General features: G+C 59.1%; 10 protein-coding genes and 1 pseudogene. 4 read left to right on the top strand and 7 right to left on the bottom strand.

The features are described 5' to 3' along the window. A complete protein-coding gene (locus F6S08_RS27370) occupies nt 1–2,556 on the top strand; it encodes a chromosome partitioning protein ParA (protein WP_315872605.1) in 2,556 nt (851 codons plus the stop codon). Next, complete coding sequence (locus F6S08_RS27375; protein WP_315872606.1) at nt 2,546–5,890, top strand: DUF2357 domain-containing protein; 3,345 nt, start codon at nt 2,546–2,548, stop codon at nt 5,888–5,890. Before F6S08_RS27370 ends, F6S08_RS27375 begins: the two co-directional genes overlap by 11 nt. Nucleotides 5,891–6,041: 151 nt before the next feature. Here F6S08_RS27375 and F6S08_RS27380 read toward each other — a convergent pair whose 3' ends face one another. Genes F6S08_RS27380 through F6S08_RS27390 form a run of 3 tightly spaced genes read right to left on the bottom strand, consistent with a single transcriptional unit; the run spans nt 6,042 to nt 12,017 of the window. Then, a complete protein-coding gene (locus tag F6S08_RS27380) occupies nt 6,042–8,765 on the bottom strand; it encodes a DEAD/DEAH box helicase (protein ID WP_315872607.1) in 2,724 nt (907 codons plus the stop codon). Further along, nucleotides 8,758–10,650 (bottom strand): hypothetical protein, encoded by a 1,893-nt coding sequence (locus F6S08_RS27385; RefSeq protein WP_315872608.1) that lies wholly within the window; start codon nt 10,648–10,650, stop codon nt 8,758–8,760. Before F6S08_RS27385 ends, F6S08_RS27380 begins: the two co-directional genes overlap by 8 nt. Next, nucleotides 10,647–12,017: a hypothetical protein gene (locus F6S08_RS27390; RefSeq protein ID WP_315872609.1), complete on the bottom strand. Its 1,371-nt coding sequence runs from the start codon at nt 12,015–12,017 to the stop codon at nt 10,647–10,649. The genes F6S08_RS27385 and F6S08_RS27390 overlap by 4 nt, the downstream gene beginning before the upstream one ends. Before the next feature lie 149 nt (nt 12,018–12,166). Here F6S08_RS27390 and F6S08_RS31630 point away from each other — a divergent pair. Both F6S08_RS31630 and F6S08_RS27400 read left to right on the top strand, forming a co-directional pair. Next, a pseudogene (locus tag F6S08_RS31630) lies at nt 12,167–12,351 on the top strand (transposase); the annotation flags it as partial. 451 nt (nt 12,352–12,802) lie between these two features. Further along, complete coding sequence (locus tag F6S08_RS27400) at nt 12,803–13,024, top strand: hypothetical protein (RefSeq protein WP_315872610.1); 222 nt, start codon at nt 12,803–12,805, stop codon at nt 13,022–13,024. 270 nt (nt 13,025–13,294) lie between these two features. On the opposite strand, the gene F6S08_RS27405 is transcribed toward F6S08_RS27400, so the two are convergent. The 4 genes from F6S08_RS27405 to F6S08_RS27420 all read right to left on the bottom strand — a co-directional run bounded on the left by F6S08_RS27405 (nt 13,295) and on the right by F6S08_RS27420 (nt 17,580). Further along, nucleotides 13,295–14,077: a hypothetical protein gene (locus F6S08_RS27405; RefSeq protein WP_315872611.1), complete on the bottom strand. Its 783-nt coding sequence runs from the start codon at nt 14,075–14,077 to the stop codon at nt 13,295–13,297. A gap of 80 nt (nt 14,078–14,157) precedes the next feature. Next, nucleotides 14,158–14,457 carry a hypothetical protein gene (locus F6S08_RS27410; RefSeq protein WP_065927670.1) on the bottom strand — a complete coding sequence of 100 codons (300 nt, stop codon included), beginning with the start codon at nt 14,455–14,457 and terminating at the stop codon, nt 14,158–14,160. Between the two features lie 124 nt (nt 14,458–14,581). Beyond that, complete coding sequence (locus tag F6S08_RS27415; RefSeq protein ID WP_315872612.1) at nt 14,582–16,234, bottom strand: N,N-dimethylformamidase beta subunit family domain-containing protein; 1,653 nt, start codon at nt 16,232–16,234, stop codon at nt 14,582–14,584. Continuing rightward, nucleotides 16,231–17,580: an MFS transporter gene (locus F6S08_RS27420; protein WP_065927671.1), complete on the bottom strand. Its 1,350-nt coding sequence runs from the start codon at nt 17,578–17,580 to the stop codon at nt 16,231–16,233. The genes F6S08_RS27415 and F6S08_RS27420 overlap by 4 nt, the downstream gene beginning before the upstream one ends. Nucleotides 17,581–17,582 lie beyond the last annotated feature (2 nt).

Consider the following 17,582-nt stretch of genomic DNA (forward strand, 5'->3'; position numbering starts at 1 on the left):
ATGGAGCACTCCGACAACAGGGATGACGTCTTGAAGCAGGATGTCGCCGCTCAGTTGCTGCGCGACACCGAGATCGCGCTCCGCGAAGCCACCGTTGCCAAGAGCCAGCATGCCCTGGAGGAAGAAAAACAGCGGATAGCTACGGAGCGCAAGAAGCTCGCCAACCAGGCTGCAGATCTCCGCCAGCAAGTGGATCAGTTCAAGGCCGCCGAACGGCAACGCGCAGCGATCCATGACGAAGAGCGCGTCGCCTTGAGCGCGGAACTACGCCAGAAACGCGCCGAGGGCGAGCGCAGGATTTCGGAAATCCGGGAGCAGCAGCTATCGGCTCTGGAAGAAGAGCTTGCCAAGCTACGGGCCAGGCGCCTGTCGGAGGTGTCCGCGGCCGGCGACGCCGAGCGCGAACGCATCCGAGACGAACTCAGCAGGCAGCGTGAGGCCTGGACCAGACAACAGGACGAGGCCCGCGCGCGACTGGATGCAGAAGTGTCCGAGCTGGCAAGGCAGAAGGGGGCGTTGACCGCGCTGCAGGGCGAAGTGCACGGGCGAGCGATGGAGCTGGAATCCGCCGAGCGCAACCTGGAACGCAAGGAGCAACGGCTCGAAGAGCAAGCCAGGCGGCGTAGTGACAAATTCGCGGACGAACTCGAGAGCAACCTGGAGGAAGCGCGCCGTTCACTGGAAATGCAGAAGCAGTCCTGCATCGAGGACAACCGGCGTCTGCGTGATACCGTCTCCACACAGGCCGACTTGCTGGGCGTGTTCGAGCTGCTGAAACGCCAGCTCGGGGACACGGACCCATCCGAGATCCTGCGAGACCTGAACAGCCAGACAGATGAGCTGACGCGCCTGCGCGAAGAGCTCGCCAACCGGCCCACCGAGGAGATGCGCGACAGAACCCGCGCGCTTGAAAGCGAAACCAAGGCCCACAAGGCCCGGGCGGATGAGCTTGAGCGACAGATCGCGATCAGGGAAGCGGAGTATGAGCAGGTCGCTCAGCTACGCCGGAAGAACTCCGAGCTCACTGCGGAAAACCAGTCATTGATGCAAAAGACTTCGATCTTCGAAGGCGCGGCAAACGAAGCGCAAGTCGAGCTCGACCGGCTGCGGGCCGCTTATGAACGCCCTGCCGAGGTCGAGGCGCGGCACAAGGAAATCGAACGACCACATTTTGCCGTGGACCGAGCCAGGCCGCCGGTGAAGACGCAGATCGACGAGCTGACCTGGCTCAAAGGTATCGGCAATGCGTGCAGTCACTACGGCCTGAGTTTCAACCCACGGATCCTCAACGCCTTCCACACGGCCCTGAAGACCGCAGAGTGGTCGCCCCTGACCGTGCTCTCGGGCGTCTCCGGTACCGGCAAGTCCGAACTGCCGCGCCTGTACGCCCACTTCGGCGGCATTTTCTTCGAGCCGCTGTCGGTGCAGCCAAACTGGGACTCGCAGGAGTCCATGCTCGGCTTCTTCAACTCAATCGACAACAAATTCGACGCCCAACCGGTGCTGAACTTCCTCGCACAGAGCCAGAAGCCCTGGAGCGAGGACTACCCCGGCCTGTCCGAGGCCATGTGTCTGGTCCTGCTCGACGAGATGAACCTTGCCCATCCGGAGCTGTACTTTGCCGAATTTCTGAGCAAGCTCGAACTGCGCCGTGGCAGGAAGGGCAGCGACGTGCCCTGGCTGCTGGTGAAGGTCGGCGCAGGCATGCCAGCCTACAAACTACCGCTGGGCCGGAATGTGTTGTGGACTGGAACGATGAACCAGGATGAAACCACCAAGTCTCTTTCCGACAAGGTGCTGGACCGCTCCATCATCGTCAATTTCCCGCGGCCGACCGAATTGAAACGCCGCCTGAAATTGCTGCCGCTCGATGAGCGCAATCGCGGCCCGGCGCTGCACAAATCCGTCTGGCAAAGCTGGCTGGCAGAGGGCAGCAGCTTCTCGGAAGACGAAGTCAAGCCGTACATGGCCTTCATAGAGGCGTTGAATGGAGCACTCTGCGTGGCTGGCCGGGCACTTGGCCATCGGGTATGGCAATCCATTGAGTACTACATGGCCAACTACCCGGAGGTCCGGGCGGCGAAGAATGACAACTCCCCATCCCGACTTGCCGAGGCGATGCATACTGCGTTCGAAGACCAGCTGGTACAGAAGGTCATGCCCAAGCTCCGCGGCATCGACACCCGCGGCAAGAGCAAGACCGACTGCCTCGACAAGATCCGCCACCAGTTGGACAGGGGCATCGCTGGCCGTCCTTTCCACCTCACCGAGGACTTCGATATTGCCTGCGAACTGGGCTACGGCCAGTTCATCTGGCAATCGGCGAACTACCTCAACGCGCCTGGTTCGTCAACGGCGCCGACACAAGTCGAGCACCCTGCCCCCACAGCCTCGAACACCCAGGAAGAACCGCCGTCACTGTTCAACATCGGCCTGACAGATCCTGACGAGCGCCGTAGGGCTTGGAACCTGAGGTCCCCGGAGAAACGAGACGAACTGCGCAAGACGTTGGAGGAGAACGCCAGGAAAGGGGGAATCACCGGCCATGACCAGTGAGCACCTGTCGAGCCTTGACTCCGTGCCCCGCAACAAGGCGCACGACAGAACCGCCAGCAGCGAGGTGCTCGAGCAGTCGGACTGGTTCTGCCATGCCGTCGACTTCGACCCCAGGAGCGGGCAGGCGCTGCCGCAATCGCTGTCGGTGTTTCTGGCCAGGATCGAAGGGTACTCACCGCCCGAGACCGGGTCCCCGTACCGCGACCGCCTGTGGCGCATCACCGAACATTGCAGCGAGGCGGTGGATCGGCTTGTCCACTGCCTCAACGAGGCTCCTCGCAGGGAACACGCTTTACTGCCCGCCCATGCGGTACGCGAACTCGATGCCAACAGCTTCATCAAGCTGAGCAATCGCCCGGGACGCACACTGAGGGAAAAGCTGGCAGGCAACCCCTATCTGCAAGGCGTTCGGCGCTCCCAGTCCGTCGACCTGCCGGAGAACCGCCTGTTCAAGGCATGCATGGTGCGTCTGGCGCAATACCTGGAGCTGTGCGCCGAGCGCCATGAACACCAGAACGACCTGTTGTTGACGATTCTGTCCTGGCTGCGCTCCGGCGAAGCGCGGGACATTGGCCGCTGGGAGAACCTGCCGCCCAACAACACGCTTTTGTCACATCGCGATTACCGACAGGTATGGGACGCCTGGCGTTGGCTGCAGTCCCTGGAGGATGACACTGCTCGCGACCTGTCCGAGGTCCACGCACGTCGCCAGACCCGGCATCGCTGGATCACCTACAGCCGTATATGGAGCGAGGGCCGCCACTGCCTGGCGGACATGCCGGTTTTCTTCGACTTCGATACCTTCGAGATCCGTCCCTGGTTCAACAGCGTCGCGATGCAGTCGGTACAGGAAAAGATCAAGCGCGGCGCCAGGATCGAAATCCATACACCGGTGTGCGTCGATCTGGCGACCTCACTCCCACGCTATGCTGCGGGCAAAATGGCCAGGCACCTACCTGGTTCTTTTGCATGGCAACTATGGCAAGGCGAGGATGCGGAGGTAGCACTCGACCTGTTTACCTCCGACGCGATCTATCGGCACCCGCAGGTGACGACCCTATTCCCGACGGACCTGTTCTTCTCCCAAGCCGCGCACGAGCACTTGGAGCGCGCCGCACACGCCTTCACCGGCAGGCTGCAGGAGATGTTCAGGCACGACACGCTGATCTGGCTCGTGCCCGATGTCCTCAATGATTTCGAACTCGACGTCACCCGACGCAATCTCAATGCTCGCTTCCAGGGCGCAGTGCCCCTGCCGCGCAGTATTGCCGCTGCGATTCAACACGTGGACTACTCGAAAGTGAGCGCTGGCTATCCGATAGTCGTGATCGACAATGTCGGCGGCAAAACCTGCGTCACGAAACTGGTCGCCAGGCTCGACCCGGCCCTTAAGGACAAACTCCCGGAAACGAGAGGTTTCTACTGGGAGCGGCATCCTTCGGTGATCATTTCGGACACCCCAGCGGATGAGTCGGAACCCGGCTGCGCCATTACGTCCATCGATGGCCAGAACCAATGGCAACCGCCAGCTATCGTCGCCAGGCCTCCCGCCCTCGACAACTCGGTGCTGAAACAGGACCCGCGCATCGGCGGCTTCGCCTTCGCCATCACCTTGACGCAAAGCCCGGTATCCGGAGGCCTTCATTTTCATACGCTGCAACAACGTGCGGGAGATATCCCCCTGTGGCGCGACGAGATACCTGAACTAACGATCAAGGTGTTCAAGGACGGACGTCCTCAGCGCTTCCAACTGGTGTCCCGTGGCACGACGGTCACGCCGATCCGTGGCAGGCCAGTCAGCATAGAGGTAAAGGAAGATTTCACCCTCCCGGCGGACAGGCCGTTCTACCAGTTCCCCCTCTTCCTGGGCGACAGCCGCGAAAACTTGGGCTACTCGGCCCGCCTGGACTCCTGCGCGTTTCCACTTAAGGAAAGTGTCGACTGTGCGCTCCACCTGACGTTCGAATACGGTGCGGACGCCCCCTATCAGCTGACCTTCATACCGCGCAATGGCGCTTTTGCACAGGTGCAGGCTACCTGGCGACGTACCAGGGACCTGGTCGTCACCGATGCCCCCGCTCCGGAGTACCCCGCTCCGATGGCCTGGGCCGATCTGCGTCATTTGCCAAAACCCGGCAGCAGTGAAACCACTGACTTGCTCAACTGGATAACCCGCGCGATCGCACGACTGGACCAGGATATCTACATTCGTCCCAAGGTCAGGGCCAAGGCCGTGATCAACAAGGAGTGGCGCCCTGACAAGAACGGAGGCTATTTCACGTTCGCTACCACCAGAGCCACTCAGGAACGAGTGTTCGTCCATCAGAAAAATATCTTGGACGGACATGTGTACACGGACTTCGGCGTTGGCGACAACATTTCATACGAACGCCATGAGCAGGGCGGCAAATGCTCTGGCCGTCGGGTTGCCAGCGAGTATCACGAGGAGGTGGAACGACTCAAGCGGTTCGACGAAACAACCAGCAAGAATCTCGTTATCCAGATCCGCAAATCTGTGTATTACCCCATCATCCAGATATGGCGCGATGGTCGCTCCATCGACGATATCGACTGCCCCGGTGCTTTTGCCAAAGCAGCCCGCAGCAATATCGACTACCTCATTTCTCTGCTGCAGGAAAACGATTTTCCAACGTCGGTGAAAAGCGTAATTCTCGTGCTGATGTGTTGCATGCACAAGGACGTCCCACGTGGCTTCATCCAGCATCTGTCCGGGCAGCTCGAGAACGGCAGCATTCGCAACCCACAAGCCATTGGCTTCGCCCTGGGACGCCTGGATCAACCCTGGCAGCGGGCGCTTTTCTCGGGCCTCATGCGCGACATCACGGAAAGCGTTCTGCGCACCTTCGCTTGTGCGATCTGGCGAGACCGGCACTTCGTTGAACAATTCGAAGCGACCCAAATGACAATGGTGCTGAAGTCTCTCAATCTGGCGTTGGGGCAGATCAATCCATGCCCGGGGATAAAAGGTGCCGATGACAACAGAGCTGCTGTCAACTGGATGCGCACAACCACCGAGTTACTTGAACTCCTGCTGGGTGTGCTTCGAACGCGAGATGCAGCGGATATGCAACTGAGGATGTTGCTCCAGCCTCATCAGCAGATTACCAAGGCCTTGGCCCGCAGCGTCGAGCGGGTGAGCGAACTCGTTGCACAATCGACTGTCGCTTTGTCTTGCCGGGTACAGATCAATATCGAAAAACCCGAAGGTGATCATACCCCGGACCTGCTTTTTGCCCTGCGCCTTTATCTGACCGGCGACGATGGCGCGAACGCGATCCACATAACCAGAATTTCCGACAGTCAGGACGCATGATCAGCGCAAACCCAGGCGAAGGTGCCTGGGTTTGGTGAGGTTGTGGTCGACAATGGGCGTTGAAAGGCTTCGTACGCGGGAGTAACGGGAAGACCGCGCTTATTGGGCATGCTGTGTCCGTATGCCCAGCTCAGCAACTACCTTCCCAACCTCACTCACTCGGATTATAGGCCTCCAATGGAACCGATCCCGTGCCAAAACACGCTGGGAACGGGTCCGCCGAATTCATCCCCTTCACTGGCGTTCGCAGGTATCGCTTCCAGTCATCGGCAACATGGCGCAAGTCGATTTCATCATCGAACGACGTATGTCGGCAGGCATCCATGCGCGCCTCGACTGCGTATTTGAGCAGCACGAATGAAGCCAGTTGTTCCTGGTCGAACGACTGCGCGAGATAGGGATAGTGGATCGCCAGCTCAGCCTCGCCCTTCTCCTGCAATTGCCGGTTCACCCGGCCGAACAACCTGTCCACACGCCCGACACGCTGCTCGTTGTCACCGGGTGTCCAGGCAATTCCGTAGTGGTGCACCTTGCTGCATTGAAGATGCAGGTTCACACCCTCCTGAAAGACCGAAGTCGCTACCAGCACGTTGGGGTAGAACGGGCTGTTAAAACCGAGAATCAAGCGCCGGCGATCGCCAGAATGACTACTGGCGTACCAGGCAGGGCTTTGCAGGCTGGTAAGGATACGCCAGTCCTTTTTCCAGTCGGCCAGCCCGTGGGCCGTGATCTTTCCACAGATCTGCTCGAAGCAATCCAAGGCCGCAATGAAGTACTGCCGAATCAACGAATCGTGAAGGCGCGGGCTCAGCCAATCGATGAAATTCAGATAACGACGTTGAGCATCGCCCTCCGCATGCTGACGACGAAACTCCGTGAACCAACTGTAGAGCTCAATGATGACCGGGCTGGCAAACAGAAAACCCGCTTTTACATAATTGGCGAAATTTTCTGCAATCGCTCGGCCGTGTGGCCCAAGCGCCAGCCACGCCTCCAGCCGCCGGCGTGTGGCATCAGGCAACCCTTCATACATCAGGCCCCACAAGGTCGGCATCATTTCTTCGTATTGTTCACCCGCTGGCGACGCGTGTTCCCCGTGCAGCACAAGACGCGCTCGCAGCGCCGCACCGCCATAGTCGTCCCGATTACGCTCGCCCACACGCTTGCGGTCATACCCGATGTATCCGTCCTTGCGGTAGTCACTTGCCGGCTCCAGCAACAACGAAAACAGACTGTCCGGCTTGCGCAAGCGCAAGCTGAAGTTCGAGCAATCCGTCCTGCGATCCTTTCCCTGTTTCTTGACCACGAACAAGTCAGCAATGTGCGAGGCCAATTTTTCATCGCCCTCCAGGCCATCAATGGCTTGCGCCTGGTCGTCATCGTGAAGAAGATCCTGGTCGTCCGATTCTTCGGCCGTCTGCTGGCAGACATACCGGCTGAAAAAGGCCCGCGACCAGTTCTTCTTCTGCCACCCCTTCAGGAGCCTTTCCGAGTCTTCCGGACGCCAGGCCTGGACGATACGCCGCGCCAGCTTAAGGTCACTGTCCGCGTTCATGCGCTGGGTAATCTCCCGCACCGAAGCGATCCGCCGCACAAATACCAGGTGCTTGTGCTCGTGCAATGGTATGCACGTGTCGAAGACATCCTTGGGCTGGCATTCATGCATCAGCGTGTCGTACTTGGGATGATCGGGGTGGCTCTGGAAGTACTCACGGTGCAGCTGGGTAAGCTGAGTCAGGATTCCGGTATCCGGGGCACCGGAAAATGCCTGAGCGGAGTGCTCCTGTTCCAGCGGTACGGTCGCGCTGGCCGCGCTACCTGGCAGGGTACCAACGGACTCGAAGCCTTCGAGGTAGCCGTACAGGAACCTGCGGCCGCCACTCTTATGACCTTGTTGCTGCACCAGTTTCTTCTGGTACAGCGCGAAAAACATCTCGGCCTCGGAGTTGTTATGGAAACTGGCTGGCAGCGTTTTTTCATGACGGTAGTTATATTTGTTACGGTAACCCTCAGCCCCCTGCATCAGGCGCAAACGACGCAATGCGTACTGGGTCAGCAGCTTATCCGGAGCGGGATGCGCCCCGTCAGCCGGTGGGTCGATGAAGTAGCCGAGAATAGAGGCTATGTCCCGAAGCGAGGAATGGCTTGGCGTCGCGGTAAGCAACAAAACTTTCTGCCCGAGCCGCCCCCTCACTTCCCCGAAGAACTTTCGTGCGGCCTTGGCACGTTGAGAACCGCCATCGGCATTACGGAAATAATGAGCCTCATCCACCACGACCAGGTCGAAACCCTTGTTTCCCAGCGATGACTTGAGCTCACGGTGAATCCTGGCTGCCTCAACCTGGGCTTTGCCGGCCACATCACCCGATTGCTTGTCCTGCCACTCAACCAGGTTGCTGAGGGAATGGATAGTGGTGAAGTAAAACTGCCCGCTGCCCTCCTTCACCGCATCACTCAGTTCACGAAGCCGCTTGTAAATCTGCGCCCCGTGCAACGGCTTTTTCTCAGGCCCATTGCAGGTCAGGTGCGAACCGCCTTTATAGTGATCGCGCAGGAACGCGGCATACTCACGCGCCCACTGGTGGCAGATGTCTTCCCTGGGAGCCATAACCAGCACCTTGGCATTGGGCTTCAGCTTCCACAGCAACGCGATGACGCCCAATGCCTGGAACGTCTTGCCCATGCCGACCTCATCGGCCAGCAATGCCAGATTGTGCATGGACAACTTGTTCCACAAACCGGCAACACCTTCGATTTGCCGGGCGGGCATGGAGATGTCCTGCTCCGAGTACTGCCACGCGTCATTGCCTGCGTCGAAGTTGATCCAGTTCGCGACCTGCTCCGGTTTCAAACCACCCCAGTCGATTTCACGCATAGTCACACTCCTTCTGCACGCGGCGAACATAGGCCAGCTTTCTTTGCAGCTCCTTTGGCAAGCGCGGCGTCTGCACCCTCAGTGTCGACCACAGTTCGTCCCCAGGCTTACGGTGCCCGGCCTTGCGGTACAGCCCGGCGGCCAGTTGGTGAAGCGAATTGACCTCCTGGGCCAGGAACCAGTTGAACACGCTGGGCTGGCTGCCGCTAATCTGCTGGCGTGCCTTGGCCGCCAGTTCCTGAAGGCAGCCCGGATGAACGAATGCCCATTGTTCGATATCGGAAGCTGTGCGCAAACGCTCGCGATACTGCTCGATTGCCTGGAACAACCGGAAGTAAGACAACGCATCCTGTTCGATGACAGGTGAAGGCGCCGTTGGGTCCTCATCCGGCCCGGCACCATTGCGCAGGCAGGCACGCAACACGGTGTTGGTATCGCTGTTCGGATCGACCCCGGCCACCAGGCTGTCGAGCAGGTCCTTCAGCGATTCGAAACCTTGTACACGCCGGAACGACTGGTCGCTCTCGACAATGATGCCCCTAAACACCGCTGGGCCCTTCTTGCGCAGAAGAATGGCGTAGCTATGGTCGGCGAGCATAGCCTCGTTATCCGGCGTCACCTGCTCGATCGGTATCAGCAACCACTTGCCCTGCTGGCGCCGTGTGCGCCACTGCAGGGGTATCGGTTCGCTTACACCCGGCAACTTCAGCCAATAAACATTGCCGGGGCTGTCTACCCACCAGTTGCCTGATACCGAAAAACAGGCACGCTTCCAGTCGTAGTGCACCTGCAGGTCAAAGGGCAGCTCTTGCGGCACATCCAGGCGATCCTCCGCCAACAACTGGTCGCTGGCAAAATCGGCCTCGGTGACGTCAATGCGCGCTCCCAGCATGTCTGCGTTGCGTTTGACGTTCAGCACGATACCGGCTTCGATATTGCGCTGATCAAAACTGCTGGTCCCGGCATGGGTGAAGTTCCACGAGCCGATCGCCAGGCGCCCCCCCTGAGGGGCGTGAAAGAGCCAGGCCTTGGCATGGGTGATTTCGGTGAGCGGATCAGGCGCAGACGGGTTTTTGTGGAACGCGAGCGCGTCCGTCCCGATGCAGGCCGCCAACGCTTCGCTCCAGGGCGTCCGGAAGTACCGGCCCTCCAAGCGGTCTGCGACCAGAGCCACCTTCAAATCAGGATTACCTGATTGCGCCCGGAGTCGCTCCAGCAAGTCGGGCATGTCGGCCGCCAGGTAGGGGGACCAGACCTGCAACGAGGTGATGCGGTCCTGCACCATGAGATGCTCAAGGAAGGTGCGTTTGTCGAAGCTGTGCACGAATTGCCAATCAGGCCCCTCGGCCAGACGAGGCTGGGTGCGCCAGCGGAGCTCAAGTTCCAGAGGCCCGACCAAGGCATCGAAGAACGTCTGAATCTGCTTGTATTGCTCGTTATTGCAGACGCGCTGGAAGGTGAACACCTCCTGATTGCGCCCCCAGCCGCCGACGCTCAGGTTCGCGCTGCCCGCACCCAACACCATGTCCCCTTTCTTACTCTCCAGAAAGATGAGCTTGGGATGAAACAACGTGTGCTCGGTAAAACCAGGGTGAGTGTTCAGGGCGCGAACAGATACACAGTGAACGTTGATGGCCGTGCGCTTGTACTGGTCGGCCCCCATCATTCGCTTGTCGCAGAACACCCGGAAGTCGATGTCTTTCTCAACCAGGTGTGCCTGGAAGCCTTCGAAGTCCAGGCGGTTGCGCGGCTGGTCCATATTCAGCACTGCCGGCAGCAGATGGGATTCGACAAACCCCAGATTGAGGTTGAAGGTGGTCAGCCAGACCCGTTTGAGCTCGCCCATTTCCTTCAGTTGCTGTTTGAAGGCCTCGATCAGTTTCATGCGGCCACCCCGTGCAAGCCCGCAAGCAAGTGCCGGAACTGGGGAATGTAGTACTGGTGCACCCAGCCACCCAACGGTCGCTCGGCAGGGGTCGGCTCACTGCGGGGCCGCACATAAATCTTTAGCTGGTTACCATCTGCCCGGGTCACCCATGGCGACTGGCCACGACTTTCCATAATGAGCGCGTGATAGCTCAACAATGCGTCCATCTGTGCGTCGGCGCCGCCCTGCCCTGCCACGTTCAACAAACTTTGCAGACGTGCTTGCCCGGTAGTGGAAAGCACCGTCGTCATGGACGTGTCTGCATTGATGGCAGCCGCACAGGTGGCCAGGGTTGAGGTATTACGCCCCAAGGCTTTCCAGCGCTGCCAGACCCTTCTGACGGGCTGGGTCTTCTCGGCCAGCATCAGGTGGAACAACAGGTCCACTTCGCTGAGCAGCGGTTCCAGCAAGCGTACATGCGCGAGCTTTCGCTGTGCGTCTTTCGCCAGCGGCTGCTTCATCGCCTCCTCGAAGACATTCGCAGCAGACCCGTCGCCGTGCTTGGGCGAACTCAACACGTTATACAAGGCTCCCGGGGCACCCCGATCCAGGCCTGTGATGGACAACCAGAAATCGCATGTTCTGGCACCTACCGCCGCCGATGACGCAAAGGCCTCGACCATAGCCTTGGGAAGCGTTGCTGGTATGTCCTGGAAGTCAGTCTTAGGCTGGCCGCGACTGCTTGCCAGCAGGTCTTTCAAGTGAGGACGCAGGAGGTTGTAGAGACGAAAAAGCGTTGGAGTGTTGCTGATCAACGCATCTACGTCTTTCCACAGCAGCGTGGCCGTGGGCAGGTTGTAGCGATAGTGACGGTCGAAGAAGCCCATTTCCACCAACGGCGTCTTGTAGCGGCCGCTCACGCCCAGCAGGGTTTGCCGAACCAGCACCTGCGCTTCGGGGACATGGCTGAACGTGAGCGAAGGGTTCCCTGTACTGTCGAACCAGCCTCTTCGCGCCTTGCTGATCCCCAGCACGCCAGTGGTTTCGAGGCCCGCGGTATTTTCATGGGCGATGACGCTATAGACGTTGAGGTTTTCCAAGTACACCAAACAGGCATGCTTGAACTTGAGGTCGTGTTTGCCGTTGTAGATCTTCCTCAACCCGATGCCTAGCGCAATCGAGTCGTCCTCGACCAGGCTCTTGATCAAGAAGTGATTGAACAGGTTCAGGGTGAAATTGCGGATATCGTTGGAAATGGAACTGATCCGGTTCTGGAAAATCTGCTGGCCAAACCCAGACCAGATCACCTGCAACCCCAAGGGGTCGATATTCAGTTCATTACCGAGGCTTTCGTCGTACTCGGTCAGAAAAGCATCTAGCAACACACCCGGATACCTCTAAAACGTACAATCCCTTTGTATCAGCCCTTGAAGCTGGCTAGATCCAACCCGGCCCGAAAAATTGCATTTTGCCACTATCACTGTCAAGGCCGGTGCCGTCGTCGAGTAGGGTATTTTTCAAGCCAAGATGCCCTGTGCTCGATGGCTTGCTCTGGGTGCTATGCACCGGCGCTGCTTGGCGAGATATGCCAGACCGCTTCGGCCCATGGTCAACAGTGTATCAACGGTTCTAGGGCTGGCGAACCCACAGAACGTTCGATCGGATACTCAAACGCTTACGCCTTAGCTGGATGAGCAAGGTTTGATTAATTTGCAGACTTGAATGAATCGACTCTACAGCAGCACGCGGGCACTCGTATTCAACCGCCCGCGTACTGCGCCTAGCTACCCGACACATGTCCAAACCGCACCGACCACTTTGCGTTAGCGGGGCCGAACAAGAACTGTGCTACGCATAACCTGCTTTGGTTCCAGGTCACCGAGGGAGAATGTCTGGGCGTTCCAGTTCCTGCCCTACCCCAGTTTGGGCGTACACCGAAAGCCACCCGGAGCCATACTGGAATTTGTCAGGAATCGCCATTCGCAGTCGCTCGCATATCCAGTGCGGTTGGGGGCAATAATGGGGGCAAATTTCAATTTTCCCTGCCTGAAAATGCCGTTCTAGGGCTCAGTCAAAATGTTCTTTGGGGACCCCGAGAGTTTGTAAAAAAACTCTACCAGGCTCTATAAACGGATATAAAACATTATGAACCCGACAAGCACGCTGCGACGTGGTCAACCACATCGCCCCGCTCAAGGCCAAGACCGCCAACTTCGAGGCACAGTTGCTCAATGAAGAGCGCACCTTCGAGTATGTCGCCAAGCAATGGCTAGCATTTAAGTCTGCCGAACGGGTGACCAAATCCATTACAGGGTCTAGTGGTGCGCTGAGTAACCTTATCTTGCCTGCTATCGGCAGTAAACTGCATCGACACCTTGAACTCGACATTTAATACCTGGCGCAGCAGCCCAAAACCCCTCCGGCCTGCGACCACATACGCTTTGGGCCAAAACTCGTCGATAGGCCCCCTGCATCACGCGGCTAGGCCGGGAAACATCTGACTAGCCAGTGCCCACGCAGCTGCTCCGGATCTGTCGACGTGCGCCCTGACTGATAAATTGAATCCCACGCAAGGGAGCAAGTTGGAAATACCAGTCAACTCGCCAGGCGTGGCCATTTTGCAGCAATGCAAACTAAGGCCAAGTACGTGCCACGATCGCGGTCATTCCACATAACGCAGCCAAAGATGGGTCCGACCGGAGATCGCCTGGGCGACTGCGAGGTGGCGTGCTTGCAGGTATTCATCGCTAGTGTTGTAGAGCGCACAAATGTCTTTGGCAACCAGATTAGCCAGGGCCAGGTCAGGCGGCTCAGCACGAATGAAGCCGATGTAAGAGGCACCTACTCCCATCAGTTCATAACCATGCGCCAGTAAAAAATGATGCGCCACCGCAAAGTTCTTTGCAGGATCAAGATCTGAAGTGAAATAGCCGTTCGGAAAAGCCGCCAGTGCCTCGCACGACTGCTGAACGGGTACCAAGAGCGCTGAAAGGGGCTGATCTAGAAGAGAGACAGGGTCGTTCTGGTAAGCGATCCACTCCTGTAGGGCCTGCTCATCAAGCGTCAAGCCATGGGCGCAAGCATCTTCGAAAGAGGTGAATGCAACCAGGTTCATGAAATTGCGAAAGCACATTGCAAATTCCGCTTTCGTTGTCGGATAGCCAATGTATTCACCATTCTCAAAGCATTCCGGCGGTAACGCCGCGATGTCCTGCTCCGATGCATCGTCCATTCCTGAATTGTTGCGCGCATGCCCCGAGGTGTAGCGGGCTTGGTGCAAGTCATCGAGCGAGAACAGAGGTTTAAAGCCTGGGTGCAACTCAGCAATCCTACGATGGGCTTCAGCCAGATCGTCAAAGCGGGTAATCTCGCTTACGCCGTACTCATCGCATGTACCTACAGACGGGTTCTCACGCATGCCATTACCGCGAAATTCGATATCCATAAACAGTGGTCTGCTCCGTCTTGTTACTGAAATAAGTGGGTAATCCCAAGGACCTCTCTGCCTGCCCAATACTCCTTTTACTATTGATGAGAGTCCGCCTCCTCAGCGGGATAAAACTCGCCAGCCTTCCCACTCTTTTTCAGCCGTTCGCGCACCATTATCTCAACCCGGGCCACTGCGGCTTGATCATCAGGATTGACCAACTGCACGCACAGGCGTCGGACATTCTGATCGTGGGTGCCCTCGCTCATCATCTCGTGAGTGAAGACCTGCTCGCCACGCCATAGGCACAGTTGGGCATGAGTTGCGCCAAGCCATATCTCGTTGATTGATCCAAGGTCGGTAGTATCCAATTGATCCACGGTGATGGTCTTATCCATGGCGCTATACCTTACCAAATGAGTAGGTATAGATAGACTGACAGGCATTGACGGTCGTTCCAAACATCGGCAGGTCAACGGCGCCAACGGTGGTTAAGCACGCGGCGGACCTAGCTCTCAATAGTTACGTATTGCGCAAGAAACGCTCAAGCACATTTTTTGTGATCATCACCGTGTAAATGTCCGCCTGCCTGAGCCCATGCACCCATTCGCACGTGGCGGCGGTAAACACCTCGCCTCGACCTTTGTGGAAGTGCACCACCATGCCGGCCCCGCGGCTATGCAAATCGATGCTGGCGTCGCTGAGGTCGGGCGCCAGGATGGAAGCACGAAACCGTGCATCGCCATCGCCGAGCATGAATGAATAGGCATCCTCGGACCGACCATGCTCGGCATTGGTCGCCCAGCCCATGGCGAGAATTTGCAATCCGCAGGGCGCCCCGTCTGTGTAGAGCGGTTCCGGGAGGCCGTCGACGAAGGTGTATTCCAGGCCATCCACCTCATAGCCGAAGATGTTGGCTTCGTCCGCGAACATATCCGCGTAACCCAGGCCCGTCCCCAGGAACGCCCAGTGCTTGGGCCTGAAGACTGTGTAGCCGCGCGGGCTGCGCGGCGCCATGCCTCCAAAGCTGGCGTAAATCCCTCGCAGAGCATTCACCCCGAACGTCGTTGCCCCGGGGTGATTCACCCTCGGATCTTCCCATGCCCCCGTTAGCCGATGAGGCTCGGTAGCGGCCACAGGATCGAGCGCACCGGCGTCGTACTTGTAGGCCACCTGCCGCCGGCCTTCATCCTCCAGGCGAATCTGCCACATGAAATTGCCGGCGAAGCGCGCGACCTTGCCGCCCTCCTCGACAAAGGCGTCGACATGGTCGCGCATTTCCCGCGTCCAGTACTCGTCGTGCCCGATGAAGACGGCGCAGGCGTAGCCCTCGAGCGCGTGGGGGTCGTGATGCAAATCGTCCTGGGTCACGATATGCACCGTATAACCTTGCTGCTCGGCCCAGACTACAAAAGGTCTCTCGAAGGAAGCCCACCCCGCCAGCGCGTAGTACTTGGCGTAGCCGTTAAGGGAGGCCCATTCGATGAACTCATAGCGCGCCGGCCCTGGCGTGCGGGGCCGGCTCGCGTTGACGCAACGTGGCGCATCGGCCGGCAGCCACACCTGCCCTCGCGCCCAGGGGCGCTGTGCCGACAGCAACGGTGAGCGGCCACGTGGCGTGCCGGGATGAACGCCAAAGTAATGATTGGCTCCGCCCCAGTCGTTATAAGCAGCCCACGTCGAGGTGGCCGCGACGAGCACCAAGGCATCGGCACGCTTGCGCAGCGCCTTGACGATAAACAGATGATGCGCGAGGACGCTGTCGTCGCCGTCCCGCACTTCCACTATGTAGCCACCCTGCTCGGCATCCGCCGGAATTGACCATTGCATGAAGACAGGCCATTGGCAGCCATGCTCATAGGCACGTTCGGGTATGGGGTGGAATCGAGCGTCAAGGCTGTCGGTGGTATGCAGCGTGCGGGCGATGGCGCCATCACGATAGATCCGCAGCCGCACGTGCGGGCGGTTCGACGACAGATACAGGCAAACCGAATCACCCGGGCTATAGGCGCGGCGGTCCGAATAGCACCAGGCGGCCGCCGGGCCCGACTCGCAAGGGACTTCGACCCAGGTCTCGCGTGCGGCCTGACGTGGGCCCGAAGTCTGGCTGACGGTCACGTTGGCGCCCGGGCGTTCGCCTCGCGCAGCGGCGTTTTTGAGGTCTGTGGAATTCATTGAGTCGTACTCCTTTGATCGGCTGATTCTGCAGCTCGACCAGCCAATGTATTTACGCTGACTCGAGCGCCAGGCGCCTTGATGTGCGCAAGGTCGATGCCCGCTGTTTCGTCGATAAGAAACCCTGCCAGGACGGTGACAACGCCCAACCCGATCACATAGCTGACGTACAGATAGCCAAGGTCGGCGCCGCTGAGATAGTTGTGTAGATAAGGGGCGGTGCCGCCAAAGATCGCCACTGAAACCGACGAGACCAAACCGACGCCCTGGGCCCGTGCCTGGGTCGGCACCTGCTCGGACAGCACAGCAGGGAAAATCGCCGCGATCAGCGACCAGGCGCCCAGCCCCAGCACCTGGGCCAGGAACAGCGTCCAGGGTTCAGTGGTCACCATTATCGAAAGGGGATAGGTCAGCACGATCACGCCCAGGCCCCAGGCAATAACCATGGGCCGGCGCCCTACCCGATCGGACACCATCCCGCAGACCGGCAACCAGCACACACAGAGGAGCTGCGCGAGCAGACTGGCCACATAGGCACCCGTGGCGTCCATGCCCTGGGCAATCGCCGTCGAAGCGCCAAACGTGACCCACGCGTAGTAAGTGACATTGGCGGCCGCAGCAAGCATGACGATGTTGCGCGCCACCCGTAGCATCTCCCCCCTGGACAGCTTGCGCGGCGGCCGCGCTTGCCCTTGCTGCTCTACGAACACATGAGATTCCTGCGCACCGCGGCGCAAAAACAGCGCGTAAATACCGAGCACTCCACCAATGGCGAAGCCGACCCGCCAGCCGTAGTCACCCATGGCCTGGGCACCCAGCAGCCAGGTCAGCGTCGCCGCCACGGCCGTTGCCGCCATCACCCCGAGCGTCACCCCCACGTAGACGGAACTTGACCATAGGCCACGGTGCTTGCTTGGGGCGATCTCGGCGACATAGGTGTAGGACACCCCTGTCTCGCCACCATGGGCGAGCCCCTGCATCAGCCGGAAAAACAGCAGCGCGCCCGACGCATACAGGCCAATGCTCTGGTAGTCAGGGATAAGCGCGATGCCCAGGCTGCTGATCGCAAGCAGCAGCATGGTGAGCACCATGATGGTCCGGCGCCCCAGTCGGTCGCTCAGCCGGCCAAACAACCAGCCGCCGACAGGGCGTGCGACAAAGCCAACCGCAAACACCGCAAGGGTCGCGAGCATCGCCGAGCGCGCATCGGTCTTGTCGAACAAGTTGCTTGCCAGGTACACCGAAAAGGTGGCGTACAGGGTCCAGTCGAACCATTCGAGCGCATTGCCGATACCGGCTGCGCGCAACGATTTGAGGCGTCCTTGGTGAGACGTCGTATTGTTCATGG

This window comes from Pseudomonas sp. JV449 (assembly GCF_032424295.1).
Classification (GTDB): domain Bacteria; phylum Pseudomonadota; class Gammaproteobacteria; order Pseudomonadales; family Pseudomonadaceae; genus Aquipseudomonas; species Aquipseudomonas marginalis.

Excerpts from the sequence above, each read along its gene's own strand:
- F6S08_RS27370 (WP_315872605.1), top strand. The coding sequence starts at position 1 with ATGGAGCACTCCGACAACAGGGATGACGTCTTGAAGCAGGATGTCGCC.
- F6S08_RS27375 (WP_315872606.1), top strand. The coding sequence starts at position 2,546 with ATGACCAGTGAGCACCTGTCGAGCCTTGACTCCGTGCCCCGCAACAAG.
- F6S08_RS27380 (WP_315872607.1), bottom strand. The coding sequence starts at position 8,765 with ATGCGTGAAATCGACTGGGGTGGTTTGAAACCGGAGCAGGTCGCGAAC.
- F6S08_RS27385 (WP_315872608.1), bottom strand. The coding sequence starts at position 10,650 with ATGAAACTGATCGAGGCCTTCAAACAGCAACTGAAGGAAATGGGCGAG.
- F6S08_RS27405 (WP_315872611.1), bottom strand. The coding sequence starts at position 14,077 with ATGGATATCGAATTTCGCGGTAATGGCATGCGTGAGAACCCGTCTGTA.
- F6S08_RS27410 (WP_065927670.1), bottom strand. The coding sequence starts at position 14,457 with ATGGATAAGACCATCACCGTGGATCAATTGGATACTACCGACCTTGGA.
- F6S08_RS27415 (WP_315872612.1), bottom strand. The coding sequence starts at position 16,234 with ATGAATTCCACAGACCTCAAAAACGCCGCTGCGCGAGGCGAACGCCCG.
- F6S08_RS27420 (WP_065927671.1), bottom strand. The coding sequence starts at position 17,580 with ATGAACAATACGACGTCTCACCAAGGACGCCTCAAATCGTTGCGCGCA.